Here is a 26,318-nt window from a genome sequence, read left to right as displayed (position 1 = left end):
TTGAAAACCATTTAAAAATTAATTTTCATTTAAAAAGCTGAACTTAAATTTTCTTAATTTCTTAATGGTCAGAACAACAATTTTAATTTATTAAGCGTACTATTTTTTGATCTTCAAAATATTGTTTCAAAGCTACTTTCGCAGCGATTTCGGCTTCTTGCGCGATTTGGTTTTTTAACATTTCGGCACTATAGAAATTCTTGACAAAATGTGTGTCAAATTTCCCGGAACGAAACGCTTCATGCTCAAAAACAAATTTCCCAAAAGGCAATGTTGTTTGCACACCCTCCACATGATAATCTTCAATGGCCTTAATCATAATTTGGATCGCTTCTTCACGAGTTTCTCCATAAGTGATTAATTTGGCCAACATTGGATCATAATAAATAGGGATGTCCATGCCTTGCTCAAAACCGTTATCCACACGAATTCCTTCGCCAACAGGCAATTGATAAACATCCAAATGACCTACACTTGGTAAAAAATCATTCATCGGATCTTCGGCATACACACGCAATTCCATCGCATGTCCTTTTATTTTCAAGTCTTCTTGTTTGATTGCCAATTCTTCTCCCCTTGCGACTCTGATTTGCAGTTCGACCAAATCGGTTCCGGTAATCCATTCCGTAACGGGATGTTCCACCTGCAAACGTGTATTCATCTCCAGGAAATAGAAGTTATTATTTTCGTCCAATAAAAATTCAACAGTTCCCGCTCCTAAATAATCACAGGATTTAGCCACCAAAACAGCAGCTTCACCCATTTTTTTACGCAATTCAGGCGTTAAAACCGAAGAAGGCGCTTCTTCAATTACTTTTTGGTGACGACGCTGTATGCTGCATTCTCGTTCAAATAAATACAGTACATTGCCATGACTGTCTGCCATAATTTGAATTTCGATATGCCTTGGAGAACCCACATATTTTTCGATAAAAACCGAACCATCTCCAAAAGCAGCGATTGCTTCACTGATTGCGCGATCCATTTGAGATTCGAAATCAGCTTCGCTTTCTACCACTCGCATTCCTTTTCCACCACCACCGGCAGAAGCTTTAATCAGTATTGGAAAACCAACTTCCTTGGCAATGACTTTTGCTTTTTCGACATCCGTAATGGCTTGGTCAAAACCGGGAACCATTGGGATATCGTATTGTTTAACGGAATCTTTGGCCGCTAATTTACTTCCCATGATTTTTATCGCTTTCGACTTTGGACCAATAAAAATGATGTTATTTTTTTCCGCTTCTTCAGCAAAATCAGCATTTTCACTTAAAAATCCATAACCCGGATGAATGGCATCTACGTTTAAAGATTTCGCAACCTCTATGATTTTACTTCCTAACAAATACGATTGACTTGAAGGTGCTTCTCCAATCCAAACGGCTTCATCAGCAAATTTTACGTGCGGTGCATTTCTGTCAGCAGTCGAATAAACTGCAACGGTTTTAATGCCCATTTTCTGTGCGGTTTTCATCACTCTGATAGCGATTTCCCCTCTATTGGCAACTAATATTTTTCTCATATTTTAAATAGATAAAAGAAGTGAGACCGCTTCGCTGATAGAATCAAGATAAATTATATCTGACTATTTTCTTGGTTCTTTCTTCTGACTTCTTACTTTTTCTCGTTACTCGAATTCAATTAACAACTGTCCTTTATCCACGGCGTCTCCCATAGCAACCGAAATGGTTTTGATAACGCCATCGCGGGGCGAAAGGAAACTGTTTTCCATTTTCATCGCTCCCAGAATAATTAAATTATCGTTTTCTTTTACCTCCTGCCCCACCACCACACTGATTTCCAGAATCAATCCGGGCATAGGTGCTTTTATAAAATTGACTTGTTTGGCAAGTCCTGTTTCGAATCCCATTTCTTTAATCAAAATATCCAATGGATTTGAAATGGCAACCGTATAGGTGTTGTTGTTTACCTTGACGGTGTAGTTTTTTTTAAGAAAATCAGAAGTGATGATTTCCGCTTGATAAGGAGTGTTTTCGTGCAATACATGGAATTTATTTGTTTCCATACTCACTGCGTCTAGTTGTGAAACACTTTCCTTTTCCAAATCAAAATGAAAAGTGTCGTTTACATTAACTTTATAACCAATACTCATTTGTTTCTATTTTAGAATCGTAAAAATAAGTAAAAGAAAACGTTTTCGTAAACCAAAAATTAAATTTTATGCTAATTTGTTATAGTTATATGAAATAAATTTATAAGACTAATAATCCAAACTCTCTAAGGGTTTTAATTGGTTTTGAGTACCAAAACAATTCAAAGTCTTCCAAATGTAATTCGAAATCAGCTTTAACTTCTTGAAAAGTGTAGATTTTAACCTTAGAAACGGAGATTTTCAAAAGCATTTCTACTAGCCATTCTCCTTCTTGCTTATTAGTTTGAATATTGAAACTTTCTTTTTTATCATGAAAAGTCACGGTCATCATTTCCCAGGAATTTCCTTTTTTGGATTTGGTGAAATGTTCCACAAATGGTTTTCCGCCTAACCAAACAATTTTTGCTGTAGGCTTGATGTTGAAATCATCGTCTTCTTGTAAAGCGTCAAAAATAAAATCAGGTGAAATTTTAGTCTTTGGAATTTTAAACTCAAACCAATCCTGCAACTCATAATCAAAACAGATTCCGTGCATGAAATTGAACAAGGATTTCTTGAGTCCAAAACTGAATTTATCATGATCGATTCCTGTTGAATCAGTATAATTAATATCGTTATTAGCGAAAGTTCCAATTGCTTCGGTTTCTTTTGTCACACCAAATTTCTCCGGATACAAACCAACTGGACTGTGTGCGGTCATCGCAAATTGATGCCAAAATCCCGATTGCAATACACCAACTTCAAATAATTGACGCACCATTTCGAGACTGTCCACAGTTTCCTGAATAGTTTGTGTGGGATATCCGTACATTAAATACGCATGAACCATAACGCCGGCTTCGGTAAAATTCCGAGTAACTTTTGCAACTTGTTCCACTGTTACGCCTTTGTCAATCAGTTTCAATAAGCGATCCGAAGCCACTTCCAGGCCGCCAGAAACGGCGATACAACCGGAAGCTTTTAGAAGCAAACACAAATCTTTGGTAAAACTTTTTTCAAATCGAATGTTCGTCCACCATGTCACTGCTAATTTTCTTCGAAGAATTTCGAGAGCTAAAGCGCGCATCAAAGCCGGAGGAGCCGCTTCGTCAACAAAATGAAATCCGTTCTCGCCTGTTTGGGCTATCATTTCCTCCATTCGATCGCACAATAAATTGGCAGCAACGGGTTCGTAAATTTTGATATAATCCAAAGAAATATCACAAAACGTACATTTTCCCCAGTAGCAACCGTGTGCCATGGTCAGTTTGTTCCAGCGACCATCACTCCACATTCGGTGCATTGGATTTACAATTTCGATAACCGAAATGTATTTGTCCAAAAGTAAATCTGAATAATCCGGCGTTCCCACTTGTGATTGTTTGTAATCGTGTTTTAGGGAATTATTTTTGTAAACGACTTTTCCTTCTTCCAGAAGAAAGGTTCGTTTATATAACTTCTCGACTTCGCTCGATGTGCTAGCATTTATCAATTCTTCAATTGGTGCTTCGCCATCATCTAACGTGATAAAATCGAAAAATTCAAAAACGCGAGCATCCGAAAGCGAGCGCAGTTCCGTATTCGGAAAACCGCCACCCATCGAAATCTTAATGTTTGGATAATGCTTTTTGACCCATTGAGCCGAACGAAAAGCAGAATATAAATTCCCGGGAAACGGAACAGAAATCAAGAAAAATGTAGGTTGAACGGTTTCAATTCTTTCTTTTAGAATCGAAAGTAGAACGGTATCAATGTACGTTGACTCTTGTTGTAGAGCTTCGTACAATTCGTCAAAAGAATTGGCTGAACGTCCCAAACGTTCGGCATAGCGACTGAAACCAAAATTAGCATCGACACATTCCACAATAAAATCGGAGATATCTTCGAGATATAAAGTCGCCAAATGTTTTGCTTTGTCCTGTGTTCCCATGGTTCCAAAAGCCCAATCTAATTCTTCTAATTGTGCAAACCGAGAAGCTTCAGGCAAAAAATCTTCCTGACATATTTGAAGCGCCAATGTTGGATTTTTCCCTTGCAAAAAAGCAATTACGGGATTAATGGTTTTTAGGTATTCATCTTGCAAAGCGTAAATACGTTTCGAGTTATCAGAGATTTCTACAACGGTAAATTTTAAACTTGCGGCTTTAAACAAATTTTCAAGTCCTTCTTTCGAAAACAATTTCAAAATTACTTCGATACCCAAATCCGCCTGAACAGACTCAATGTTTTTAGTATTCAGAAACCCTTTGATATATGCAGTTGCCGGATACGGTGTATTCAGTTGGGTAAAAGGCGGCGTGATTACGAATAATTTGGTTTTCAAAAGAAATAAGTTTGGTGCAAAAATAAGGGATAATTCTAGTTATTTTCACAAAACTTCAACTGGAAATTAAAATCTGTTTATAAATAATAATTTTATAGAAAAATCAAAATTTATGTTCTTTTTTGCTGACCATCAACAATGAAAATAAAGAGATACAGGCTGCCGTACTCAAGTAAAATCCAACATAGGTCAAACTATAATGCGTAGCTAACCAAATCGCAATCATGGGTGCAAAAGCGGCTCCAATTATTCCTGCCATGTTAAATGCTAAAGAAGTACCCGAATAACGCACTGATGTAGGAAACAGTTCCGATAAAAAAGTTCCTAAAGGGCCATAAGTAAATCCCATCAAAGCCATTCCAAAACACAAAAACAAAGTCACAAGTACTGAACTGCCGGAATTCAAGAAAAAAGAAAATGCAAAACCAAAAACAGCAATCGCTATTGTTGCATAAATAAGCATTTTTCTTCTGCCAATACGATCCGCAATTAAAGCTGAAACAGGAATGAAAAGTGCAAAAAACAGTACCGAAAACAATTGTTTCAATAGAAAATCTCTTTTGGAATAACCCAAATCAGAAGTTGCCCAGCTAAGTGTAAAAACCGTCATTAGATAAAAAACCAAAAAAGTAGTAATCGCCGCAAATGTGCCAAAAATCAATTGGCTTTTATAAAATTTGAGTAAAGTCAAAAATGGGATTTTAACTTCTTCATTCTCTTTTTTAGCGTTTTCAAAAGCAGGAGTTTCGGTAATCTTTAATCGGATATAAAAACCTACGACAACCAATAATGAACTCGCTATAAACGGAATCCTCCAGCCATAATCGAGAAAATCTTCGGAGGTCATTGTATCGGTCAAAATCAAGAAAGTACCACCCGAAAGCAATAAACCTATTGGCGCTCCAAGTTGTGGAAACATTCCGTACCAAGCTCTTTCATTGGGTGGAGCATTTTCGATAGCCAATAATACCGCTCCACCCCATTCACCACCCAAACCAACTCCTTGACCAAAGCGACACAACATCAATAATAAAGGAGCTGCAATACCAATACTGGCATAACTTGGTAAAAAACCAATACAAACTGTTGAAATCCCCATCGTTAATAACGCTATCACTAAGGTGGTTTTACGTCCAATTTTATCTCCATAATGACCAAAGACCGCAGAACCTAAAGGCCTGGAAAGAAAAGCGATTGAAAATGTCGCTAGGGATAACAAAACGGAATTAGTACTATCTGTTGAAGGAAAAAACAATTGAGGAAAAACTAAAACTGCAGCATTAGCATAAATATAAAAATCAAAAAATTCTATAGTTGTTCCAATTAAACTGCCAAAAAGAACATGTTTTAATGAGTTTTCATTCGATTGTTTTAAATTATCTTTCATAAAATTGTTAATTTTTTTCATAAAAATGACACTATTTTTCGAAAGTAACAAATATTATAGTTCCAATTATTATTGGTAAATTAGCAACATATAAAACTTTATTATGCCAACCGACTGTATCAGCTATCAGAATTCAGGATATTTCTCTTCTTTGATGAACGATTATTTAGATCAAAAAAACAACAAACATACAATCCTTATACAACCGATTTCCAACACTTGAGAACTTTGAAGCACAAATCCAAGAAAAGCAAGTAAACTTCAATGAGAACGCTACTCATAAAAGACAAATATTAGTTTCCACGTTAGAAAAACAATATTCAAAAGTTGAAACTTCAGTTTTGACCAAACAAAATATTGACGCTTTAAATAACCCGAATACATTTACTGTTACAACAGGACATCAGTTGAATTTGTTCAGCGGACCATTATATTTTTTGTATAAAATCATTTCGACAATTAATCTAACAACCGAATTAAAAGCAAAATATCCAACGTATAATTTCGTACCCATTTACTGGATGGCGACCGAAGACCATGACTTCGAAGAAATCAATTATTTCAATTTTAAAGGTAAAAAATTCCGCTGGAACAAAGAAAGCACAGGTCCTGTTGGGCGCTTGTCTACTGAAGGTTTAGCTGAATTTCTTGAAGTATATACGTTGGAATTAGGCTCCAGTACAAATGCAGATACGCTAAAAAAACTGTTTGAAGATTCCTATCTCAATCACGATAATTTAGCCGATGCTACTAGATTTTTGGCAAATGCTTTGTTTGGAACTTACGGCTTAGTAATTCTGGATGGTGATGATCAAGATTTAAAACGAACTTTTATTCCTTTTGTAAAAGAAGAATTACTGCAAAAATCCTCCCATAAATTAGTTTTGGAAACTGCAGAAAAATTAAAAGAGTATACGGTTCAGGTAAATCCTCGTGAAATCAATTTGTTTTATATCGAAGATGATTTACGAGAACGCATCATCCTTGAAAACGATAGATACAAAGTAAACCATGCGAAAATCGAGTTTTCTGAAACAGAAATTCTACAATTATTAGAAAATAATCCGGAGAAATTCAGTCCCAATGTCATTATGCGTCCGTTGTATCAGGAAGTGATATTGCCCAATTTATGTTACATCGGCGGAGGCGGAGAAATTGCGTATTGGTTAGAACTAAAATCCTTTTTTGCTGCTGCAAAAGTAACTTTTCCAATCCTTTTACTGAGAAACTCTGTACTATTGGCAACTGAAAAACAAGCTAAAAAAGCAGACAAATTACAATTAAATTGGGCAGATTTATTTTCAAAACAGGCAAATTTAGTAACGACTAAAACCAAAGAATTATCAGATTTCCCAGTAGCTTTAACGCATCTTAAAGTCCAATTGCAAAAACAATTTCAGGAGCTTTATGATGTAGCGAATAAAACGGACGAATCTTTCCTTGGAGCTTTAAAAGCGCAGGAAGCAAAACAAACCAAAGGATTAGAAAATCTGGAAAAACGTTTACTGAAAGCACAAAAAAGAAAATTAAGTGATATTTTACAACGCATCACTACGTTGCAAAACGAGTTATTCCCCAACCAAAGTTTACAGGAACGACAAACTAATTTTTCGGAATTTTATTTGGAATACGGCGAAAATCTGATTCCAACATTGGTCAAACAGCTCAAACCGTTGGATAATAAATTTGATATTATTGTACTTTAATCAGATTACGGTTATTTGAATGGCGAATTTGTAAAAATAATCGATAAAAAAATACTATTTTTGCACAAAATTTAAAAAAATTAAAGATGGTTACTAATAGAACATTTACAATGATTAAGCCTGATGCTGTTGCTAACGGACACATCGGAAACATACTTGCAATGATTACTACTGCAGGTTTTAAAATCGTTTCTTTGAAACTAACGCAATTAACTGTTGCTGATGCACAAGCTTTTTACGAAGTTCACGCTGCAAGACCTTTCTACGGTGAATTAGTTGAGTTCATGTCAAGAGGACCAATTGTTGCTGCTATTTTAGAAAAAGATAACGCTGTTGAAGATTTCAGAACTTTAATTGGTGCTACAAATCCAGCTGATGCTGCTGAAGGAACTATCCGTAAAGCATACGCAACTTCTATTGGTGAAAATGCAGTTCACGGTTCTGATAGCGATGAGAATGCAGCTATCGAAGGTGCTTTCCATTTTGCCGGAAGAGAGCAATTCTAGTATTATTTAAAGTCTCAGTGGCCGTTTTCAGTCACAGAAATGCATAAAAAATCCTGTTTGTTTTACACAAACAGGATTTTTTTATTCCATATTTATCTAAATAGTTCAGAGCTTTCTCCCGTAAAACTAGGATTTCTTTCTCCAAGATCAATTAGTTTCTCTTTCAAAATCGACTTTAACTGCTCAAAATTACTGTGATAAAAACTAGAAATACTACCTACTCTTTTTCCGTTCTTAAGAATAAAAATAGATTCATAAACACCCCCCTTTGCTGATTCTACTGTGGTTATAAACCCATCTAATGTTTTTAAATCATAGCCTACAGATCTTCCTACTCCAAAATAACGTTTTACAATTATAGTATTACCATCAATTTCAACTTTATTTGCTCTGGTTCTAAAAACTGCCAGCCAAAAAAAGACGACAAATAATAAAAGTAAAAATGGTAAAACCATACCCGCTACCGGAGATGTAGCTGCAAAATAAATACACAAAAGTGGCAATATCGTAATATTTAAAACTAAAAAAATTACTATAAATTTAAATTTAGATTGTACACGCATCTGAACACAAATTTAATTATCGGCTTGTAACAAGTCTATCGTAAAACAACATCCTTCACCACATCGCGTCTTAATTCCTCATTAATCATCGCGACGATTTTAGACCTCCCATGACTTAATTCTTCCCGCAAAACAGAGGAAGTTAATTCAACATACAGTGTACTTCCTTTCAAAACTACATTGTTCGTATAACTGTTCACACCATTCCCCATAAGATTTTTCCAGGCATCTTTCACGTCAATTTGATCCATTCCGGGTTGCAGTTTATTCACTTGGATAATTTGTTTCAAAACATCCCCTATCGTACTCTGATTATTTAGTCGTTTTGCCATCGCCCATTAAATTTATTGATGTTGCTTTCTTGTAATGATATTCTATATTTTCTTTGTTCAGTAATACTAATTCTTCCGCTGACACTGCAATCAACTCCTCACTCCACTTCATGTACGGCGTAGAATAATCTAAAAATACTTTGTCATCCGCAAATCGAACCATTACGTTTTCATACGCATCATTCACTAAAAAAGTACCGTCTAATTGTGGCATCACCTTTTTACGAATCCCCTTATTATTCTTTATTTCAAAATAATCATACACTTCATTCATCTTGTATTCTTTGTCCTTTATCGAATCAAAAATAACCTTCTCCACTTCCCAATATCCATTTATTTTAGAAATGTCTTCTGGCATCACCTTTTGCTGACAAGCCACGAAAAGAAATACTAAAAATAGAATGCTAACTGTTTTTTTCATAATATTAATTATTTTAAGGAGCTGTTTCCTGCTTTTCACTGCAATCTTTTTATTCGCTGAAAAAGCGTCTAAAAAGGATTTACGCTGCAAACGAAGTTCACTGAACTCCTCTGAAAATAAAAGTACAGTGAAGTAATCAGGGCTAGAAAATTCGAGATAAATCACGTTTAATCTAAATACAAAGTTACTCTTATTAAATTCAAAGAAAACAAAAAAAATGGAAACGCATTGATCTATTTTCTATATTTTTGGTCTTAAATGAATTAGCAATAAATCAATAGCAAAATGTTAAAAACAATCTGTAGTCTCCTCATCTTATTATTATTTTGTAATAGCTGCAGTTCGGATACTGCCGAACCAACTCCTACTCCCACTCCTGCAGAAACACTCTATTTCCCGCCTTTGACAGGTTCAATTTGGGAAACAAAATCTATTGCAAGTTTAGGTTGGAAACAAACCGCCGTTCAACCATTATTAGATTATTTGCAACTCAAAAATTCAAAATCTTTCATCATTCTTGTCAATGGCAGAATTGTAATGGAAAATTATTTCAACGGTCATGACGCCAATGCTTTTTGGTATTGGGCAAGCGCTGGCAAAACACTGACCTCAACAGTAACAGGCATTGCACAACAAGAAAACCTAATTAACATCAACAATAAAGTTTCACAATACATAGGGACTGGCTGGACAAGTTTACCTTTAGCTAAAGAAAACTTGATTACAAACAAGCACCTGCTTAACATGACTTCTGGATTAGATGATAGCACGGGTGATGTTGATTCTGTAAACCTAAAATACAAATCCGACGCAGGAAAACGTTGGGCGTACCATAATGTATATGTAAAATTACAGGATGTGATTGCTCAAGCCAGCGGGCAAACGTGGAATGCTTATTTCAACACCAAATTAAAAGATAAAATCGGAATGGATGGCGCGTGGTTTCAATTAGGCAATAATTCTGTTTATGGAAGTAACACTCGCTCCATGGCGCGTTTCGGATTATTAATCTACAACAAAGGAAAATGGGAAAACAACACGATAGTGAATGAAAACTATTTAAATGAAGCAACAAACACTTCACAAACTATAAACCTGGGATACGGCTATTTATGGTGGCTGAATGGAAAATCAAGTTACCATTTGCCACAAAGTCAACTACAGTTCAACGGTAGTTTAATACCTACAGCACCAGCCGATATGTACATGGCGTTAGGTAAAAACGATCAAAAAATTTATGTCATTCCAGGCAAGAAAATGGTCGTTATCCGAATGGGAGATGTTGCAAATCCAAATAATCCAACGTTTGCTTTATCAGATTTTGATGAAGTTTTATGGCAAAAAATCAGTGCTTTGTATCAATAAAATTACTTAGTTTTCAAACGTCTCATAAACCCTAAAACAAAGAAAACCAACCCTATTATTAATAAAAAATAATAGAACCCAAGACTCTTATCTCGAATAAGATTTGCTAATAAAAAAGAAATGATGCTTACTAAATAAAGATACATCGGAGGTATATTTTTCAACGAAGAGAAATCCATTCTAATTATTATTTAAAAAAACTATCTACGAACTCATACTTATTAAAAACCTGTAAATCTTCAATTCCCTCACCTACACCAATATATTTTACAGGAATTTGAAATTGATCAGAGATTCCAATTACCACACCACCTTTTGCAGTTCCGTCTAGTTTAGTAACAGCCAAACAAGTAACTTCAGTAGCCGCTGTAAATTGTTTCGCTTGTTCAAAAGCATTCTGACCGGTTGATCCATCCAAAACCAATAACACATCATGTGGTGCATCACCAACGACTTTTTGCATCACTCGTTTCACTTTGGTCAACTCGTTCATTAAATTAATTTTATTATGCAAACGACCTGCGGTATCAATAATTACAATGTCTGCATTTTGAGCCACAGCTGATTGCAAGGTATCAAAAGCTACCGATGCGGGATCACTTCCCATATCCTGACGAACAATAGGAACACCTACTCTATCCGCCCAAATTTGCAACTGATCGATTGCTGCTGCTCGAAAAGTATCCGCTGCACCAAGAACCACATTATAGCCTTGTTTTTTAAATTGATAGGCTAATTTACCAATGGTAGTAGTTTTTCCAACTCCATTTACCCCAACCACCATTAAAACATAAGGCTTGGTCTGAATTGGAATTAAAAATTCGCTAGCTTCACCTGTATTTGTCTCTGATAATAAAGCAGCAATTTCTTCTCTGAGAATTTGATTGAGTTCTTCTATTCCAAGATATTTATCTGAGGCCACACGACTTTCAATTCGTTTAATAATTTTCAGGGTTGTATTCACACCAACATCTGAGGCCACTAAGATTTCCTCTAAATTATCTAAGACTTCGTCATCCACTTTTGACTTTCCGGCAACAGCTTTCGTTAACTTCGAAAAGAAATTTGTTTTTGATTTTTCAAGACCTTTGTCTAATGTTTCTTTTTTCTCTGATGAAAATATTCTTTTGAAAAAACTCATTGTGTAAATAGTATTAAGAATGAAGTATTTAAGCCCAAAGAACTAATACGTTTTCTAACGGTAAATATAGAAAATAAAAAAGCTACTTCCGAATGAAAGTAGCTTTTCTATATAATATGAATGTTGATTATTTCTTTTTCAAGAATTCATCAACTGATTCCGGTGTCATAATAGATTCTACGAATGTATATGCACCTGTTTTTGGAGATTTCACCATTTTGATGGCTTTTGACAATCTCTTGGAAGCTGTTTGTAACGATGCTACGGTTTTCTTTGCCATGGTTCAAATGTTATTAAAATTAGAATAAAAATTTTCAAATGTTAATCACTTGAGACTTTTATTAAAATCACTTATTATTATTTAATTTCTTTGTGAACAGTTACACGTTTCAAGATTGGATTAAATTTTTTAATCTCTAATCTGTCTGGTGTATTTTTTTTGTTCTTTGTTGTAATGTATCTTGAAGTTCCTGCAACACCTGTAGTCTTGTGTTCAGTACATTCTAAAATTACCTGGATTCTATTACCTTTCTTTGCCATCTTGCTATTTTTTTATTTTGGAATGGATTATTTAATAAATCCTTCTGACTGCGCTTTTTTCAAAACTGCAGCAATTCCATTTTTATTAATTGTTTTTATCGTAGATGCAGCTACTCTTAGAGTAATCCATCTATCTTCTTCTGGAAGATAAAAACGCTTTTTAACTAAGTTTACAGAAAATTTTCTCTTAGTTTTGTTCATAGCGTGAGAAACGTTATTTCCTACCATCGCTCTTTTACCTGTAAGGTCACAAACTCTTGACATTATACTTATCTTTTATCGTTATTCAAAATCAGGGTGCAAAGAAAAGAAAAATAAACCTATTAAGCAACAAATTTACCGCACATTTTTCAAAATTTCTTTCTGTAATAGTTCTAAACTTTTAATTACCGCTCTATCTATCACTTTTTCACGGGGTTGGCCAAAATTAAATTCTTCAACAATAATTCTATCTGGCGTGGCCAAAGCAATAAAAACAGCTCCAATTTCCGCATTTGAGTCTCCTTTTAATGGTCCTGCATTTCCTGTTGTTGCAATTGCATAATCTGTTTTCATCATCTTTTTTACATTCAAAGCCATCTCTGAAACCACCTCTTTACTCACAACTGAATACTCATCTATAAGATTTTTTGAAACACCCAAAACATCAATTTTAGTAGCTGTGGCATAAGAAACAACACTTCCTTTAAAATATCCAGAAGCTCCTGATACAGCTGTTAATATTGATGCAATTTTCCCACCAGTACAACTCTCGGCAGTCGAAATCGTTTTATTTTGTTTTAAAAGCATTTTACCCACTTCCACTTCTATGGTTTCATCATCATCAAAACCAACGATAATATCATGAATTATGGCATCCAGAGAATTTACATTTTCTTCGAGAGCAGCTTCTAATTTTTCTTTATCGGCACCACGGGCAGAAAGGCGCAAACGAACTCTTCCCGGTGCAGGTAAATAGGCCAATTTTATAAATGCAGGAAGATTGTTTTCCCAGTCTTCAATTCGTTCCGCTACCAGACTTTCGCCCTGACCATACGTGAGAATTGTTTTATGTATAATATACGGTCGTTTGTATTCTCTAACTACTTTTGGAATGATTTCATTTTCAACCAAATATTTCATTTCATAAGGAACTCCGGGAAGCGAAATAAAAACGGTATTTTCTTTCTTCATCCACATTCCTGGTGCTGTACCCACCTTATTGTGAAGCACCGTACATTTTGAAGGAACCAGTGCCTGATCTTTATTAATTTGGGATGCCGTTCTATTCATCACACGCTCTATAAGCTCAATTACGTGCTTTTCGACTGCTTCATCAATGACTAATTCATCTTCAAAATAATCGCAGAAAGTCTTCTTGGTTACATCATCTTTTGTTGGCCCTAAACCACCAGTGATAATCACTAAATCTACTTTGTTTTGAAGTGCTGCAAACGTATCTAAGATATGCTTTTTATCATCACTAATCGATATCATCTCATTGATTTCAACACCAATCTTATCTAATGATTTGGCAATAAAACCAGAATTCGTATCGACAATTTGACCTATTAAAATTTCGTCACCAATGGTGACTATGGTTGCTTTCATTTTTTCTATGATATTTTTTTTTGAGATAGCATTCCGAATAGAAAATGCATAAAATAGCACATTCCGTTTTTTTTTGCGTGGGGGATAAAAGTGAAAATCCCCCAATTTTTCGGGAGATTACTTCACCTAATAATTATTTCCATAAGAGTTCAATGAACTTCGTTTGTAACGAATAGCCAGACCACGCTGTTACAATAGTGCAAGCTTAGCCACGTCTCAATATTACAAATCGAAATCTTTTTTGATCTCCTTGATAGCGTCGTTAACTTGGTTTTTTACGCTCTTAAAAGTTTCTTTGATGTCTTTCTTTTTACCTTCGGCTTTTGTCCAGGCTTCGACTTGAAGAATCTCCTCAAAAGCCACGTTTAAACCCATTAAATCAAGCGTTGGTTTTATCTTGTGCGCATAAGCATAAGCATGCTTGTGGTCTTTCTTCTTAATTCCTTCCTTGATTTGTAGTAAATCATCAGGAACTTCGGTAACGAATAAAGTCAGAATTTCATTTACAAATTCCGGGTCGTTGTCTGAAAGTGCGTACACTTTTGAAAGGTTGTAATTTATAGCCATTATTTCTTTATATTCTTAAATTGTAGTCTTCCTAAAAATCGTTCTAAAATATCATTTAACTAAACATATTGGACTCATTATTTATTTTTTACTATAATAACAGTACCAATTAGGCCATAAAAAATTAACAAAAAAAACTTTTTATCAGACTTTTTCTAACCTACATCCTTTGCTTGTATTATTTTTATTTAGCTCTAAGACAGCTGCCATAACTGCTAAATATTTTATTCTTCAAGTCTAAAACCATTATAATTTAGAGTCTTAATCGTGAAAGCCGACATAGTCCCTGTAATCTAATTCCTGTTTTCAATGAATATTTTGCGATTATACAATAATTTTGAATCGAAAACATTAACACAATAAAAATCGACCCTCAACCATAGTTGCTTTCTTTTAATTAAAAACCAGTCTAAAAAATTGAAGCACAATCTTTTACCATAAGATTGTGCTTATTATAACATCTTAGAAACAATTAATTAAAACTAATTTAAATATTATTAATAGACCTGTTTTACTCTTTTAGATTTGTCCGTTATATAAGAAACCAACCACGCAACTTTTCCTTCTTTTGCAAAGTATAATTTTTTATCATTAATATTTGGTAATGCCTCTAAACAAGCTTGAAGGATATTACTACCTGATATTAAATGCTTTTGTGAGTACGTTTTTAGAACTGTCTCAACTTCCTTATCAGTTTTTGCCATCTCCTCAAATATTTTGAAGTTGTTTTTTAATAGTGCGTCGTAGTAAATTACATTCTCTAATTTAAACTCGTTAAAATTCTTTTTCGCAGCGCCGTTAACTAGAGTGTAAAAAGCCCAAACAGCTCCTCCAGACATGAAGACCTTTTCTTTCTCCAAAACTAAAGGACTAGTAGCATACATTAGGTCTATTTGTTTTCTTAGCACAGGTAAAAAACCAAATGATTTTTCATTGTATTCACCCAATGTTAAATCCTTTGTTTTTTTCAATACCGTTTCTGTTAAAGTAACTGTACCATAATTAAGACTTACCGGAAAAAACACAAAAACATTCCCGTTTCTAACATCAACATAACCTCCTTTGGTATTTCCTCCTCCTATGTCTAATACCATAGAATTTAAATAATCAACAGGCGGAACACATCCTTTAAGTAACATTCTCGCCTCTGTTTGCGCATCAATAAAATCTAAATCTTTGTCAGTTGAAGATTTTATCTTATCAATTAATTCATTAGTGTTTTTAGCCATAGCCACACCAGATGATCCAACTAGAAAAATATTCTCATCCAAAACATTAAACTCTTTTTTTATTTTCATGTAATTTGACAAAACAACTGCGGCGGCATTATCTATATCTTCTTTCGCTAAATTACCATCGATAGCAATCCCCTTTGCAATCCCAATATTTTCAGTCCAAAATCCCTTAATAACGTAGCTGCCTTTTTTGATATTATCTACATCTAAAACTGACATTTTTATTCCTTTACTTCCTATTTCAATTCCAGCAAATAATTGAGCATTGCTAGATAAACTAAACATGACAAAAGTCAATAACATAATTCCTTTTAAAAGAGTGTTTTTCATAATTTTATTTTTGTTTTAACTCATGTATTCCCACATGATTATGAAATATTTCGACAAAAGTAATTTATTTTTTGCAATAATTATTTTTTGAAAAAAAATAAATTAATAAATTTTTAACAAAATTAAAACAATATTTATACCTGATTAACTATCTGTCAAATACTAAATTAAAATATTTTTTTACTAGAGCTTAGAAATTGACTCTATTCTCGCAAAAAAGAATTTAAATAATTATTTGATCTCTTTTTCTTAGTTGCATTTTTTTACTAACTATTCTAATCAATTAGTTTGATTTTTTGATACAAGATATACTTATGCTACTAATCCTAAAAAGTTAATATTATTCCTTTTAATGCTTCCCCGAGATATTTCTAATACAAACAAATTCGCCATTTGAATTACGAAATCTAACCAATACAAGCAATTGTATATCTATTTCAAAAAGCATATGATGCTATTTAACTTGAATTCTAAATAGTTGTTGTCCTTCTAAAAACCCTTCTAAAACGTCATCTGGCTTAACGGCAGCGACTCCTTCAGGGGTTCCCGTAAAAATAATATCACCAATTTTTAGCGTAAAAAACTGAGAAACATACGAAATAAGCTCATCAATTTTCCACAGCATAAAACTAGAATTGCTTATTTGTACCGTTTTATTATTGTTGGTTAATTCAAAAGTAATATTTTCTAATGAACTAAATTGATTTTTTGGCAAAAATTCACCTATAACTGCCGAGCCGTCAAATGCTTTGGCTTTTTCCCAGGGCAATCCTTTTGATTTTAATTTATCCTGCACATCACGAGCAGTAAAATCGATTCCGACACTAATTTCGTCATAATATTTATGTGCAAATTTAGGCTCAATGTATTTACCCACTTTGCTTATTTTGACAATAATTTCAATTTCATGGTGCACATCTTCCGAAAATTCCGGAATTACAAATGGATGTTGTTTCAATAAAACTGCCGAATCCGGCTTCATGAAAACCACAGGTTCGGTAGGCCGTTCGTTATGCAATTCCTCTATATGATTGGTGTAATTCCTACCGATGCAGATTATTTTCATTTCTTATTAATTAAAAAATTTAATGATTAAAAGATTCAAAAATTAGCTTAATTTATTATTCAGTTTTCGAAGTTTAATCGCCGTTAAAACTTTTTTGGTGTACAACGGAAAATCAGCATTTTGAATCCAACTGAAATAACCGGGTTCTGTTTCCAAAATTTTATCAACCTTCACTCCTTTGTGTTTTCCAAAAGTAAAAATTTCTTCATTGTCTTTGTCAAAAGCAATCATTCCTGCAAAATCAGCGATTTTTTTTCGGGTTGTAAATTCCGATAATGATTTCATGTCATTTTCCAGCTCCGGATAACGATCCAATTGCGCTTTCAAAATTTCATAAGTCGCCATGGTATCTGCTTCTGCGGAATGCGCATTTTCAAGCGTTTTTCCACAATAAAACTTGTGTGCTGCGCCCAATGTTCGCTCTTCCATTTTATGAAAAACAGTTTGTACATCAACCGAAACTCTGTTTTTCATGTCAAAATCTACTCCGGCACGTAACATTTCTTCGGCCAACAACGGAATATCAAAACGATCTGAATTAAATCCAGCCAAATCACTGTCTTTAATCATATTGTAAACTTGCGCCGCCAATTCATTAAAAGTTGGTTCATTCGCTACTTTTTCATCGGTGATACCATGAACAGCCGTTGTTTGAGCGGGAATTGGAATCGTAGGATTCACTAACCAGGTTTTGCTTTCTTTGTTTCCGTTTGGAAAAACTTTGAATATTGAGATTTCTACAATTCTGTCTTTACCGATGTCAATTCCTGTGGTTTCAAGATCGAAAAAGCAAATTGGTTTATTGAGTTTAAGTTCCATTTTTAAATTTTGTGTGGTTACAAATATAGAAATTTGGGTTTAATTTCGTTTAAAGTTCAACGTTTAAAGTTCCATAAAACCTCAAAAAAAGAAAACCCGATTGATTTTTAAAAATCAATCGGGCTTTTATTGTAATTATAAAATTTTAAACATCTCTGTTTACATCAAAAGCTTCTAAATATTCAGCGACTCTTTTTACAAAACTACCTCCTAACGCGCCATCAACAACTCTATGGTCATAGCTGTGCGACAAGAACATTTTCTGGCGAATCCCGATAAAATCTCCTTCGGGAGTTTCGATTACCGCCGGCATTTTACGGATTGCTCCAAGGGCCAAAATACCCACTTGCGGCTGATTCAAAATTGGCGTTCCAAAAACACTTCCAAAAGTTCCTACATTCGTAACCGTATAGGTTCCGCCTTGTGTATCGTCCGGTTTTAGTTTACCCGCTTTAGCACGACCTCCTAAATCGTTTACCGCTTTGGCCATTCCTACTAAGTTCAATTGATCCGCATTTTTAATAACCGGAACAATTAAGTTTCCGTTAGGTAACGAAGCTGCCATTCCAAGGTTGATATTTTTCTTTTTGATGATATAATCACCATCAACAGAAATATTCATTCCAGGATAATCTTTCAGCGCTTTTGCAACCGCTTCCATGAAAATTGGGGTGTAGGTCAACTTCTCTCCTTCTCTCTTTTCGAAAGCATTTTTATTTTTTTCTCTCCATTTTACAATATTAGTCACATCCACTTCGATAAACGACTGAACGTGAGCTGAAGTTTGTACCGAAGCTACCATGTAACCCGCAATCAGCTTGCGCATTCTGTCCATTTCTATAATCTCATCACCACCACTTACAGAAACTGGAGCTGCTTTTTGCGCTACTGGAACTGCTATTTGTTTTTGAACTGCTGCAACAGGAGCCGAAACTACAGGTTGATTTGTTCTATTTTTTACGTATTCTAAAATATCATTTTTAGTTACTCTTCCTTCTTTTCCTGTGCCGGAAATTGCTGCTAATTCAGCAACAGAAACTCCTTCTTCTTTAGCGATATTTTTCACCAAAGGCGATAAGAATTTTTCAGAATCAGAGAAATCTACCGGAGCTGCAACACTTTCTTTGGCGGCATCCACTGTTTTTGTCACTTCAGCAATTACCTCAGGAGCAACTGCTTCTTTCACAATTGACACCAGTTCTACACCTTCGGTCTCAATAATTGCAATCGTTTGACCAACCTGAACCAAATCATCTTTTCCAAACAATTGTTCGACCAAAATTCCGGAAACTTCGCTAGGCACTTCACTGTCTACTTTATCAGTAGCAATTTCAAGTACAGCTTCGTCAGCTTCAATCTTGTCTCCCACTTCTTTTAACCAGTTTGTTATAGTTGCTTCTGCAACGCTTTCTCCCATTTTTGGAAGTTTTAATTCAAATCTTGCCATATTGTTAACCTAAAAGGTGATATTGATTTTCAGTTTGCGAAATTACTAAATATTTCAAATATAAATTACATTAAATGCAAATTTTACTCTATTTCTATAATCTCACCTCTCTCGTTACTATTATTACTTCCTATTAAAAAATTAGCGTTTTTTGGTATAATTTTAAAGGTAAATCCTTTATTTCTTGCAGATTCGAGAATTGCGATACATTCTTTAAAAGAAATGAATTCGTTATCCAAAATAATTTCTGCACCTGATTTGCTTTTAACAGAAGACGAAATTACCATTTTTTCTGTTTTTAAATCGTGAAACCGGAGTTTATTTTGCAAAACAAGACGCAGTTTATCTGCTAATTTTTCGTTTGCCGAATACAAAAGATATGATTTTGGAGCCGTTTTTATGGTAGATTTCCCTTGAAACATTTTTACCAAAGAAAAAAATACAATTCCTGACTTCATAAAAATCGAGAATAAAACGGATCCCGAACCATCGGGACTAAAATGCTTTTTATAAAAGAAATTCATCGCTTCCTGAAACCGCTTCATATACGTTTCATCCTTAACGGTGCTTTCTCCTTTATAATGAATTACGGTCGTTTCATGGAAATAAAAATTGGATTTCCCTTCTTTCAAAACTCGATACGACAAATCGACATCATCGGAATACATAAAACAATCTTCGTCAAATCCGCCCACTTCCAGGTATAAATCTCTTCTCATGAACATAAAAGCGCCCACGAGAATGTCTACTTTTCCAGTTTCATTTTCACTTAAATGCTGCGCATAATATTTCCCGAATATTCTAAATTTAAGGACTAATTTATACAAACCCGTAACCTTTGTAAATGCGACCCATGGCGTTGGAACACCACGTTTGCTTTCTGGTAGAAAATTCCCGGCTCCATCAATGAGTTTACAACCCAAAATCCCAAAATCCGATTGTTTTTGGGCAAAAGCCAATACTTTTGTAAACGTATCTTCGCCAACAACGGTATCGGGATTCAGAATACAAATGTATTCGCCTTGAGCTTGAGCAACTCCTATATTATTCCCTTTTGGAAAACCAAGATTTTCATTGTTTTGAATGAGTTTTACGTTTGGGAAACGCTGTTTCATCATTTCACAACTGTCATCGGAAGAATTATTATCGATCACAATGATTTCGCCGTCAATGGTTTCTAAAGCGTTTTGAACACTTAAAACACATTGTTCCAGAAAGAAACGGACATTATAATTGAGAATGATGACGGATAGTTGCATTCTTCAAAGATATATTTTAAGATGTAAAGACACAAAAACATATTTCCTTTTAGCGCCGATAAAGCCTATATCCTTTGAGAGGAACGAACAAAGATAAAGGCGTAAGCGGGAACGATACCTGCAAATAATCACAATCCCGACACTTCCGGACGCTCCAGATTCAGATTTTAATCGATAGAATCCATTACTTTTGAAAAACATTAACGCTTATATATATTTATTGCATTGAAAAAGATATTTTTATTAGTTCTCTTGTTTACCATTTGTTCTTCGCATGCTCAAATTTCGGGTTGCACGGATCCGCTTTCTAAAAACTACAATTCTCTTGCAACTATTAATGACGGAAGCTGCGCCTATGTTTCGGTAAAAATAAAGCCAAAATATTCCGTTAAGCTGAATGCGCTTTTAAAAGAAACGTCCAGCTTAATACATAGTGATTCGCTGTTATGGACGAGTAATGATAATACCGAAACGGTTCTTTATGGCATGAATACAAAAGGTGTCATTCAAAATAAAATACAGCTTAAAAATGTCACCAATACCGACTGGGAGGAAATTTCGCAAGACAGCGACTATTTTTATATTGGCGATTTTGGAAACAATCTCACCGGAAACCGGAAAGATTTGCAGATTTTAAGAATTGAAAAAAAATCGCTTAATTCAGAGAAACAAAAAATTGATACCCTTTCGTTTTCCTATTCCAATCAAAAGGATTTCAAGACCAACAAAGCGAATGCTACTAATTTTGATTGTGAGGCATTTATTGTTTCGGGAGAAAATATTTACTTGTTTACCAAACAATGGAAAGAGAGAAAAACCAGTATATACCAGATTCCGAAGCTTCCCGGCAAACATATTGCACAACTCAAAGAATCCTATGATGTGGATGGATTAGTAACCTCAGCAACGTTTCTACCCGAAAAAAAGCTACTCGTTTTGGCTGGCTACAGCAGATTTTTATCCCCTTTTGTGTATCTGTTTTACGATTACAATGGTTCGGATTTCTTTTCTGGGAATAAGAGAAAAATCAACATTTCCTTGCCTTTACATCAGGTAGAAGGCATCACTACTCAGGATGGACTTCACTATTATTTAACCAATGAAAATTTCTCCAGAAGACCACTTATTAATGTCCCGCAGCAGTTACATCAATTTGATTTAAGCGCATTTTTAGCCAATTATCTGAAACAATAATTGTTAATGAAAACTTAGATTCAACTAAACTATTGGCAAATCGTCATTTAATAGCTTACTTTTGCAAAAAATTTAGCCCTGTGAATTATCTTTCTGTAGAAAATATCTCGAAATCTTTTGGTGAACGTACTCTTTTTAAAGACATCTCGTTCGGAATCAATAAAGATCAAAAAATTGCCTTCATAGCCAAAAACGGTTCTGGAAAAACGACTATTATGAGTATCATTAATGGTTTGGAAGAATCAGATACCGGACAAGTCGTATTGAGAAAAGGAATCAAAATGGCGTTTCTTTCGCAAAACAATAATTTGCAGGAAGAATTGACGATTGAAGAAAGCATTTTCGCGTCGGATAATGAGACGTTGAAAGTGATTGAAGCCTACGAAAAAGCATTAGAAAATCCGGAAGATGAAGAAGCCTACCAAAAAGCTTTTGACGGAATGGATCAACACAATGCGTGGGATTTTGAAACGCAATACAAGCAAATTTTGTTCAAACTTAAGTTGGAAGATTTCAAACTGAAAGTAAAAAATCTTTCGGGTGGACAGAAAAAAAGGTTGTCACTAGCGATCATTTTGATCAATCGTCCTGATTTATTAATTCTGGATGAACCTACGAATCACTTGGATTTAGAGATGATCGAATGGCTGGAAAGCTATTTTACCAAAGAAAATATTACGTTGTTTATGGTGACGCACGACCGTTTCTTTCTAGAGCGTGTTTGTAATGAAATCATCGAATTAGACAATGGAAAACTATACCAATACAAAGGAAATTACTCGTATTATTTAGAGAAAAAAGAAGAACGCATCGCATCTGAAAATTCAAGTGTGGATAAAGCGCAGAATCTTTTTGTAAAAGAATTGGAATGGATGCGTCGTCAGCCAAAAGCGAGAACGACAAAATCGAAATCGCGTCAGGATGATTTTTATGACATAAAGGAAAAAGCACAAAGTCGCCGTCGCGAAAATAAAGTAGAGCTTGAAATTAATATGGAACGCATGGGAAGCAAGATCATCGAGCTTCACAAAATCTCTAAAAAATTCAAGGATCATGTAATCATGGATAATTTCAGTTTTGATTTTCAACGTGGCGAACGCATTGGAATCATCGGAAAAAACGGAACCGGAAAATCGACATTTTTGAATTTATTGACCGGAACTTTGCCACTTGATGGTGGAAAAGTAGTGATTGGTGAAACAATAAAAGTGGGTTACTACACACAAAGCGGAATCAACCCAAAACCAGGTCAGCGTGTAATTGATGTGATTAAGGAATACGGAGAATTTATTCCGTTGATGAAAGGAAAATTAATTTCGGCTTCGCAATTGTTAGAGCGTTTCTTATTTGATGCTAAAAAACAATATGATTTTGTGGACCGATTGAGTGGTGGAGAATTGAAACGTTTGTACTTGTGTACAGTTTTAATTCAGAATCCGAACTTCCTGATTTTGGATGAGCCGACGAATGATTTGGATATCGTTACGTTAAATGTTTTGGAAAGCTTTCTTTTGGATTATCCTGGTTGTTTGGTAGTAGTATCTCACGATAGGTATTTCATGGATAAAATTGTGGATCACTTGTTCATTTTTAGAGGTGATGGTGTAGTTGAAGATTTCCCTGGAAACTATTCTGATTTTAGAGCCTACGAAGACAGTACAGACGTAGCGCAAAAAGAAGAAAACAAAGCCGAAAAGAAAGACTGGAAACAAAACAATCCAACGGGAAACCTGACGTTCAACGAACAAAAAGAATTCCAGAAAACAGAAAAAGAAATCAAGGATTTAGAGCTTCAGAAAGTGAATATCGAACAATTATTCTCAGATGGGAAAATTGCAGAGGCTGACATTGAAAAGAAAGCGAACGAATTGAGAAACATTATCAATAAAATTGAAGAAAAAGAGGAAAGATGGTTTGAGCTGAGTGCTAAGATAGAAGGATAGCCCCCTAACCCCCGAAGGGGGAATAGAAGCACACATTTTATACAATTTACAACCCCAACACTTTTAGTGGTAACGCTAAAAATGTTGGGGTTTGTTTTTTCGAAAATACTATTTCAAATTAGTGAAAAAATTTCAAAAGTTAAAAAATTATTTCGATGGTTTGTAAGAATAATTGAATACATTTAAAAAAAAATAGGATGAAATTAAATTCTTTTGAAACAACAAAATATATCGGAATTTTAATTCTGGCAACTTTACTTACTTTCTTTTTTCACGAAATGTTCCATTGGATATCCTATGAATTATTGGGATATAAAGCCGGATTTACACTTAATGGCGCTGCTTTAAAAGATTCAACAATTGAATTATCTAAAATTCAACAAATAACCACAAGTGCTTCAGGACCTATATTTACAATCATTCAAGGGATCACGTTTTTCTTTATCCTTAAAAAGTATAAAAATGTAATGCTTTATCCATTTCTATTTTTACCCTTTATTATGAGATTAGGAGCGGGTTGGGCAAATCGATTCCAACCAAATGACGAAGGAAGAATTAGTCTGGCTTTAGATTTAAATTTATACACGCTTTCAGCAATCGTGGTTATTTTTCTTTTATTCTTAGTTTTCCGAATTTCAAAGCAAAATAAATTTTCATTTTCATTAAACCTTTTGACATTTACAATCTCTACGATATTAATGTTTAGTCTTGCTTATTTAGATTCAAAATATAAATTCAGAATTATATAAAAGCGGGGAATACTTCCCTGCTCTTCGAAGTATACGATAGTTCTTACTTAGGCTGTGCAAATGTCTCTGACTTTGCGCCCACAATAGTAATCATAAAAAAACCACAACAGAATCTAATTCTGTTGTGGTTTTTCTATATTTATATGATTTTTTAATTCCCCCTTCGGGGGTTAGGGGGCTTTCTACCAAGGAATCGGATTGTAATCTTTCAAGAACTTTCCACACCAATGCTTTCCGGTATTGATACAGTCAAACAAAGGATCCATAACTCGTGCCGCACCATCTACAATGTCGAGTGGCGGCTGAAAATCTTCTTCTTCCTGTTTTCTTTTGGCTAATTCTGCAGGATCTTCATCGGTTACCCAACCGGTATCAACAGCATTCATAAAAATGCCGTCTTTTGCCAAAGTTCCAGAAGAAGTATGTGTCAGCATATTCAGGGCGGCTTTGGCCATATTTGTATGCGGATGACGATCTTCCTTGAAAAAGCGGTGAAACTTCCCTTCCATTGCCGACACATTGATGATGTGTTTTTTTCCGGTGTTCTCTTTCTTCATTACTTCCGAAAGGCGGTTACATAACACAAAAGGCGCCACTGAATTCACTAACTGCACTTCAATCATCTCCGTGGTTTCTATTTGTCCCAATCGCAAACGCCAGCTGTTAGTTTTTCGTAAATCCACTTGTTGCAAATCGGCATCAAGTTCTCCTTCAGGAAAAACTTCATTTGCCACGAGCGCATTGTCAAACGAATACGGAATCTGAGACAATTTGGCGGAAGCCCGCAACCCAATTCCAGGTTCTGGTCCGTGCCAAGTCACCGGCATATTTTGATTAGAGGAAGCGCCCGCTGTCAATACTTTTAATTCATCCAAACAATTGGTATGATCCAGCAATAATTCTTGCGCTTGCTGCGGCAAAGAAGAAATAGAACGCTCTTCATTTTCCATTAAATGGGTGTAGAATCCTGCAGGACGTCTCACGGTTTGGGCCGCATTATTGATTAGAATATCCAAACGCTCGTACTTTTGCTCTATAAAGTTGCAAAAAATCTCCACACTGGGAATGTGACGTAAATCCAATCCGTGAATTTTCAAACGATGTCCCCAATCCATAAAATCGTCTTCCTTAGAAAAACGCAAAGCCGAATCCACCGGAAAACGAGTCGTTGCAATAACGGTTGCTCCACCACGCAACAACATCAACGTAATGTGATACCCAATTTTTAAGCGAGAACCTGTAATTACGGCCACTTGCCCCTTTACATCTGCGGTTTGAAAACGTTTGGCATAATTAAAATCACCACAATCCGTGCACATCGTATCATAAAAATGGTGCATTTTAGTAAACTCGGTTTTACAAACGTAACAGTTTCGGGGAGTTTCCAGTTCTAATTGTTCTTTGTTCACAAGATCATTGTAAGCCAATAATTTTGGCGCCATAAAAACACTCGCTTCACGCGCATGCCGAATTCCGGTTTCTTTTCGGGCAGTTCGGTCGCGTTTTTCCATTTTGCGTTTAGCAGCCACTTTTCCGTCTTTCTTTCTGCGGGAAAGCTCATCACGGTCGGGTCTGGAAAACATTCCTGCCGCCTTGATTAAAGCCGTTCGTTGTTCTTTTGGGATATCAAATATCTGGTCGGTATCAGTATTCAATTGTGCCAAAATAGCGATGCATCGGTCAATTTCTTCCGCGCTTATGGCACTTTTATGTTCTATTTGTTCAATCATTATCGTAAAAATG

Annotated in this window: 24 protein-coding genes and 1 pseudogene; 6 read left to right on the top strand and 19 right to left on the bottom strand. The window is 35.0% G+C overall.

The features are described from left to right. Window positions 1-82 precede the first annotated feature (82 nt). From accC to AC0J6S_RS09620, 4 genes are all read right to left on the bottom strand, one after another. On the bottom strand, window positions 83-1,522 hold the full coding sequence (gene accC, locus AC0J6S_RS09635) for an acetyl-CoA carboxylase biotin carboxylase subunit (RefSeq protein WP_474953610.1): 1,440 nt from the start codon (window positions 1,520-1,522) through the stop codon (window positions 83-85). 105 nt (window positions 1,523-1,627) lie between these two features. Beyond that, window positions 1,628-2,113 (bottom strand): acyl-CoA carboxylase biotin carboxyl carrier protein subunit, encoded by a 486-nt coding sequence (locus AC0J6S_RS09630; protein WP_474953609.1) that lies wholly within the window; start codon window positions 2,111-2,113, stop codon window positions 1,628-1,630. Between the two features lie 100 nt (window positions 2,114-2,213). Beyond that, window positions 2,214-4,415, bottom strand: a complete 2,202-nt coding sequence (locus AC0J6S_RS09625) for a B12-binding domain-containing radical SAM protein (protein ID WP_474953608.1) — start codon at window positions 4,413-4,415, stop codon at window positions 2,214-2,216. A gap of 103 nt (window positions 4,416-4,518) precedes the next feature. Beyond that, window positions 4,519-5,802: an MFS transporter gene (locus tag AC0J6S_RS09620; protein WP_474953607.1), complete on the bottom strand. Its 1,284-nt coding sequence runs from the start codon at window positions 5,800-5,802 to the stop codon at window positions 4,519-4,521. A 103-nt stretch (window positions 5,803-5,905) separates the two neighbouring features. Here AC0J6S_RS09620 and bshC point away from each other — a divergent pair. Beyond that, window positions 5,906-7,508 (top strand): annotated as a pseudogene (bshC, locus tag AC0J6S_RS09615) (bacillithiol biosynthesis cysteine-adding enzyme BshC). Between the two features lie 86 nt (window positions 7,509-7,594). Continuing rightward, complete coding sequence (locus AC0J6S_RS09610) at window positions 7,595-8,014, top strand: nucleoside-diphosphate kinase (RefSeq protein WP_474953606.1); 420 nt, start codon at window positions 7,595-7,597, stop codon at window positions 8,012-8,014. 92 nt (window positions 8,015-8,106) lie between these two features. Here AC0J6S_RS09610 and AC0J6S_RS09605 read toward each other — a convergent pair whose 3' ends face one another. Genes AC0J6S_RS09605 through AC0J6S_RS09595 form a run of 3 tightly spaced genes read right to left on the bottom strand, consistent with a single transcriptional unit; the run spans window position 8,107 to window position 9,330 of the window. After that, window positions 8,107-8,577, bottom strand: a complete 471-nt coding sequence (locus tag AC0J6S_RS09605; protein ID WP_474953605.1) for a hypothetical protein — start codon at window positions 8,575-8,577, stop codon at window positions 8,107-8,109. A gap of 35 nt (window positions 8,578-8,612) precedes the next feature. Beyond that, window positions 8,613-8,909, bottom strand: a complete 297-nt coding sequence (locus tag AC0J6S_RS09600) for a DciA family protein (protein WP_035673647.1) — start codon at window positions 8,907-8,909, stop codon at window positions 8,613-8,615. Beyond that, complete coding sequence (locus AC0J6S_RS09595) at window positions 8,890-9,330, bottom strand: hypothetical protein (RefSeq protein ID WP_474953604.1); 441 nt, start codon at window positions 9,328-9,330, stop codon at window positions 8,890-8,892. The genes AC0J6S_RS09600 and AC0J6S_RS09595 overlap by 20 nt, the downstream gene beginning before the upstream one ends. A gap of 285 nt (window positions 9,331-9,615) precedes the next feature. Here AC0J6S_RS09595 and AC0J6S_RS09590 point away from each other — a divergent pair, with 285 nt between their 5' ends. Beyond that, window positions 9,616-10,695: a serine hydrolase domain-containing protein gene (locus AC0J6S_RS09590; protein ID WP_474953603.1), complete on the top strand. Its 1,080-nt coding sequence runs from the start codon at window positions 9,616-9,618 to the stop codon at window positions 10,693-10,695. 187 nt (window positions 10,696-10,882) lie between these two features. Here AC0J6S_RS09590 and ftsY read toward each other — a convergent pair whose 3' ends face one another. The 11 genes from ftsY to AC0J6S_RS09535 form a co-directional block, all read right to left on the bottom strand. Beyond that, the gene (gene ftsY, locus AC0J6S_RS09585) at window positions 10,883-11,836 is read right to left on the bottom strand and encodes a signal recognition particle-docking protein FtsY (RefSeq protein ID WP_113666225.1); all 954 of its coding nucleotides are present in this window, start codon (window positions 11,834-11,836) and stop codon (window positions 10,883-10,885) included. Between the two features lie 127 nt (window positions 11,837-11,963). Next, window positions 11,964-12,116: a DUF4295 domain-containing protein gene (locus AC0J6S_RS09580; RefSeq protein WP_072987107.1), complete on the bottom strand. Its 153-nt coding sequence runs from the start codon at window positions 12,114-12,116 to the stop codon at window positions 11,964-11,966. Window positions 12,117-12,193: 77 nt separating this feature from the next. Then, the gene (rpmG, locus tag AC0J6S_RS09575; RefSeq protein WP_007805817.1) at window positions 12,194-12,376 is read right to left on the bottom strand and encodes a 50S ribosomal protein L33; all 183 of its coding nucleotides are present in this window, start codon (window positions 12,374-12,376) and stop codon (window positions 12,194-12,196) included. A gap of 27 nt (window positions 12,377-12,403) precedes the next feature. Further along, complete coding sequence (gene rpmB / locus AC0J6S_RS09570; protein ID WP_024980263.1) at window positions 12,404-12,640, bottom strand: 50S ribosomal protein L28; 237 nt, start codon at window positions 12,638-12,640, stop codon at window positions 12,404-12,406. A 72-nt stretch (window positions 12,641-12,712) separates the two neighbouring features. After that, window positions 12,713-13,966: a CinA family nicotinamide mononucleotide deamidase-related protein gene (locus AC0J6S_RS09565; RefSeq protein ID WP_474953602.1), complete on the bottom strand. Its 1,254-nt coding sequence runs from the start codon at window positions 13,964-13,966 to the stop codon at window positions 12,713-12,715. 222 nt (window positions 13,967-14,188) lie between these two features. Further along, window positions 14,189-14,533: an Hpt domain-containing protein gene (locus AC0J6S_RS09560; protein WP_113634357.1), complete on the bottom strand. Its 345-nt coding sequence runs from the start codon at window positions 14,531-14,533 to the stop codon at window positions 14,189-14,191. Window positions 14,534-15,030: 497 nt separating this feature from the next. Then, window positions 15,031-16,098 carry a Ppx/GppA phosphatase family protein gene (locus AC0J6S_RS09555; RefSeq protein WP_474953601.1) on the bottom strand — a complete coding sequence of 356 codons (1,068 nt, stop codon included), beginning with the start codon at window positions 16,096-16,098 and terminating at the stop codon, window positions 15,031-15,033. 454 nt (window positions 16,099-16,552) lie between these two features. Then, a complete protein-coding gene (locus AC0J6S_RS09550; protein ID WP_474953600.1) occupies window positions 16,553-17,164 on the bottom strand; it encodes a fumarylacetoacetate hydrolase family protein in 612 nt (203 codons plus the stop codon). A gap of 42 nt (window positions 17,165-17,206) precedes the next feature. Continuing rightward, window positions 17,207-17,983 (bottom strand): 3'-5' exonuclease, encoded by a 777-nt coding sequence (locus tag AC0J6S_RS09545; RefSeq protein WP_113666230.1) that lies wholly within the window; start codon window positions 17,981-17,983, stop codon window positions 17,207-17,209. Window positions 17,984-18,128: 145 nt separating this feature from the next. Then, complete coding sequence (locus AC0J6S_RS09540; RefSeq protein ID WP_474953599.1) at window positions 18,129-19,430, bottom strand: dihydrolipoamide acetyltransferase family protein; 1,302 nt, start codon at window positions 19,428-19,430, stop codon at window positions 18,129-18,131. A gap of 83 nt (window positions 19,431-19,513) precedes the next feature. Continuing rightward, entirely contained in the window at window positions 19,514-20,689 is a 1,176-nt protein-coding gene (locus AC0J6S_RS09535; RefSeq protein ID WP_474953598.1) for a glycosyltransferase family 2 protein, read from the bottom strand. A gap of 225 nt (window positions 20,690-20,914) precedes the next feature. On the opposite strand from AC0J6S_RS09535, the gene AC0J6S_RS09530 reads away from it, so the two are divergent. The 3 genes from AC0J6S_RS09530 (at window position 20,915) to AC0J6S_RS09520 (ending at window position 24,575) form a co-directional block, all read left to right on the top strand. Then, a complete protein-coding gene (locus tag AC0J6S_RS09530; RefSeq protein ID WP_474953597.1) occupies window positions 20,915-21,883 on the top strand; it encodes a T9SS C-terminal target domain-containing protein in 969 nt (322 codons plus the stop codon). Between the two features lie 80 nt (window positions 21,884-21,963). Next, window positions 21,964-23,826 carry an ABC-F family ATP-binding cassette domain-containing protein gene (locus AC0J6S_RS09525; protein WP_474953596.1) on the top strand — a complete coding sequence of 621 codons (1,863 nt, stop codon included), beginning with the start codon at window positions 21,964-21,966 and terminating at the stop codon, window positions 23,824-23,826. A gap of 197 nt (window positions 23,827-24,023) precedes the next feature. Next, on the top strand, window positions 24,024-24,575 hold the full coding sequence (locus AC0J6S_RS09520) for a hypothetical protein (RefSeq protein WP_474953595.1): 552 nt from the start codon (window positions 24,024-24,026) through the stop codon (window positions 24,573-24,575). 182 nt (window positions 24,576-24,757) lie between these two features. Here AC0J6S_RS09520 and AC0J6S_RS09515 read toward each other — a convergent pair whose 3' ends face one another. Beyond that, window positions 24,758-26,305: an SDR family NAD(P)-dependent oxidoreductase gene (locus AC0J6S_RS09515; RefSeq protein ID WP_474953594.1), complete on the bottom strand. Its 1,548-nt coding sequence runs from the start codon at window positions 26,303-26,305 to the stop codon at window positions 24,758-24,760. Window positions 26,306-26,318 lie beyond the last annotated feature (13 nt).

It is taken from the genome of Flavobacterium sp. TS_SC_5, from assembly GCF_056156265.1.
Note: the sequence above shows the minus strand (reverse complement) of the source record. Positions and strands in the feature narration are given on the sequence as shown.

Excerpts from the sequence above, each read along its gene's own strand:
- accC (WP_474953610.1), bottom strand. The coding sequence starts at position 1,522 with ATGAGAAAAATATTAGTTGCCAATAGAGGGGAAATCGCTATCAGAGTG.
- AC0J6S_RS09630 (WP_474953609.1), bottom strand. The coding sequence starts at position 2,113 with ATGAGTATTGGTTATAAAGTTAATGTAAACGACACTTTTCATTTTGAT.
- AC0J6S_RS09620 (WP_474953607.1), bottom strand. The coding sequence starts at position 5,802 with ATGAAAGATAATTTAAAACAATCGAATGAAAACTCATTAAAACATGTT.
- AC0J6S_RS09610 (WP_474953606.1), top strand. The coding sequence starts at position 7,595 with ATGGTTACTAATAGAACATTTACAATGATTAAGCCTGATGCTGTTGCT.
- AC0J6S_RS09605 (WP_474953605.1), bottom strand. The coding sequence starts at position 8,577 with ATGCGTGTACAATCTAAATTTAAATTTATAGTAATTTTTTTAGTTTTA.
- AC0J6S_RS09600 (WP_035673647.1), bottom strand. The coding sequence starts at position 8,909 with ATGGCAAAACGACTAAATAATCAGAGTACGATAGGGGATGTTTTGAAA.
- AC0J6S_RS09595 (WP_474953604.1), bottom strand. The coding sequence starts at position 9,330 with ATGAAAAAAACAGTTAGCATTCTATTTTTAGTATTTCTTTTCGTGGCT.
- AC0J6S_RS09590 (WP_474953603.1), top strand. The coding sequence starts at position 9,616 with ATGTTAAAAACAATCTGTAGTCTCCTCATCTTATTATTATTTTGTAAT.
- ftsY (WP_113666225.1), bottom strand. The coding sequence starts at position 11,836 with ATGAGTTTTTTCAAAAGAATATTTTCATCAGAGAAAAAAGAAACATTA.
- AC0J6S_RS09580 (WP_072987107.1), bottom strand. The coding sequence starts at position 12,116 with ATGGCAAAGAAAACCGTAGCATCGTTACAAACAGCTTCCAAGAGATTG.
- rpmG (WP_007805817.1), bottom strand. The coding sequence starts at position 12,376 with ATGGCAAAGAAAGGTAATAGAATCCAGGTAATTTTAGAATGTACTGAA.
- rpmB (WP_024980263.1), bottom strand. The coding sequence starts at position 12,640 with ATGTCAAGAGTTTGTGACCTTACAGGTAAAAGAGCGATGGTAGGAAAT.
- AC0J6S_RS09565 (WP_474953602.1), bottom strand. The coding sequence starts at position 13,966 with ATGAAAGCAACCATAGTCACCATTGGTGACGAAATTTTAATAGGTCAA.
- AC0J6S_RS09560 (WP_113634357.1), bottom strand. The coding sequence starts at position 14,533 with ATGGCTATAAATTACAACCTTTCAAAAGTGTACGCACTTTCAGACAAC.
- AC0J6S_RS09555 (WP_474953601.1), bottom strand. The coding sequence starts at position 16,098 with ATGAAAAACACTCTTTTAAAAGGAATTATGTTATTGACTTTTGTCATG.
- AC0J6S_RS09550 (WP_474953600.1), bottom strand. The coding sequence starts at position 17,164 with ATGAAAATAATCTGCATCGGTAGGAATTACACCAATCATATAGAGGAA.
- AC0J6S_RS09545 (WP_113666230.1), bottom strand. The coding sequence starts at position 17,983 with ATGGAACTTAAACTCAATAAACCAATTTGCTTTTTCGATCTTGAAACC.
- AC0J6S_RS09540 (WP_474953599.1), bottom strand. The coding sequence starts at position 19,430 with ATGGCAAGATTTGAATTAAAACTTCCAAAAATGGGAGAAAGCGTTGCA.
- AC0J6S_RS09535 (WP_474953598.1), bottom strand. The coding sequence starts at position 20,689 with ATGCAACTATCCGTCATCATTCTCAATTATAATGTCCGTTTCTTTCTG.
- AC0J6S_RS09520 (WP_474953595.1), top strand. The coding sequence starts at position 24,024 with ATGAAATTAAATTCTTTTGAAACAACAAAATATATCGGAATTTTAATT.
- AC0J6S_RS09515 (WP_474953594.1), bottom strand. The coding sequence starts at position 26,305 with ATGATTGAACAAATAGAACATAAAAGTGCCATAAGCGCGGAAGAAATT.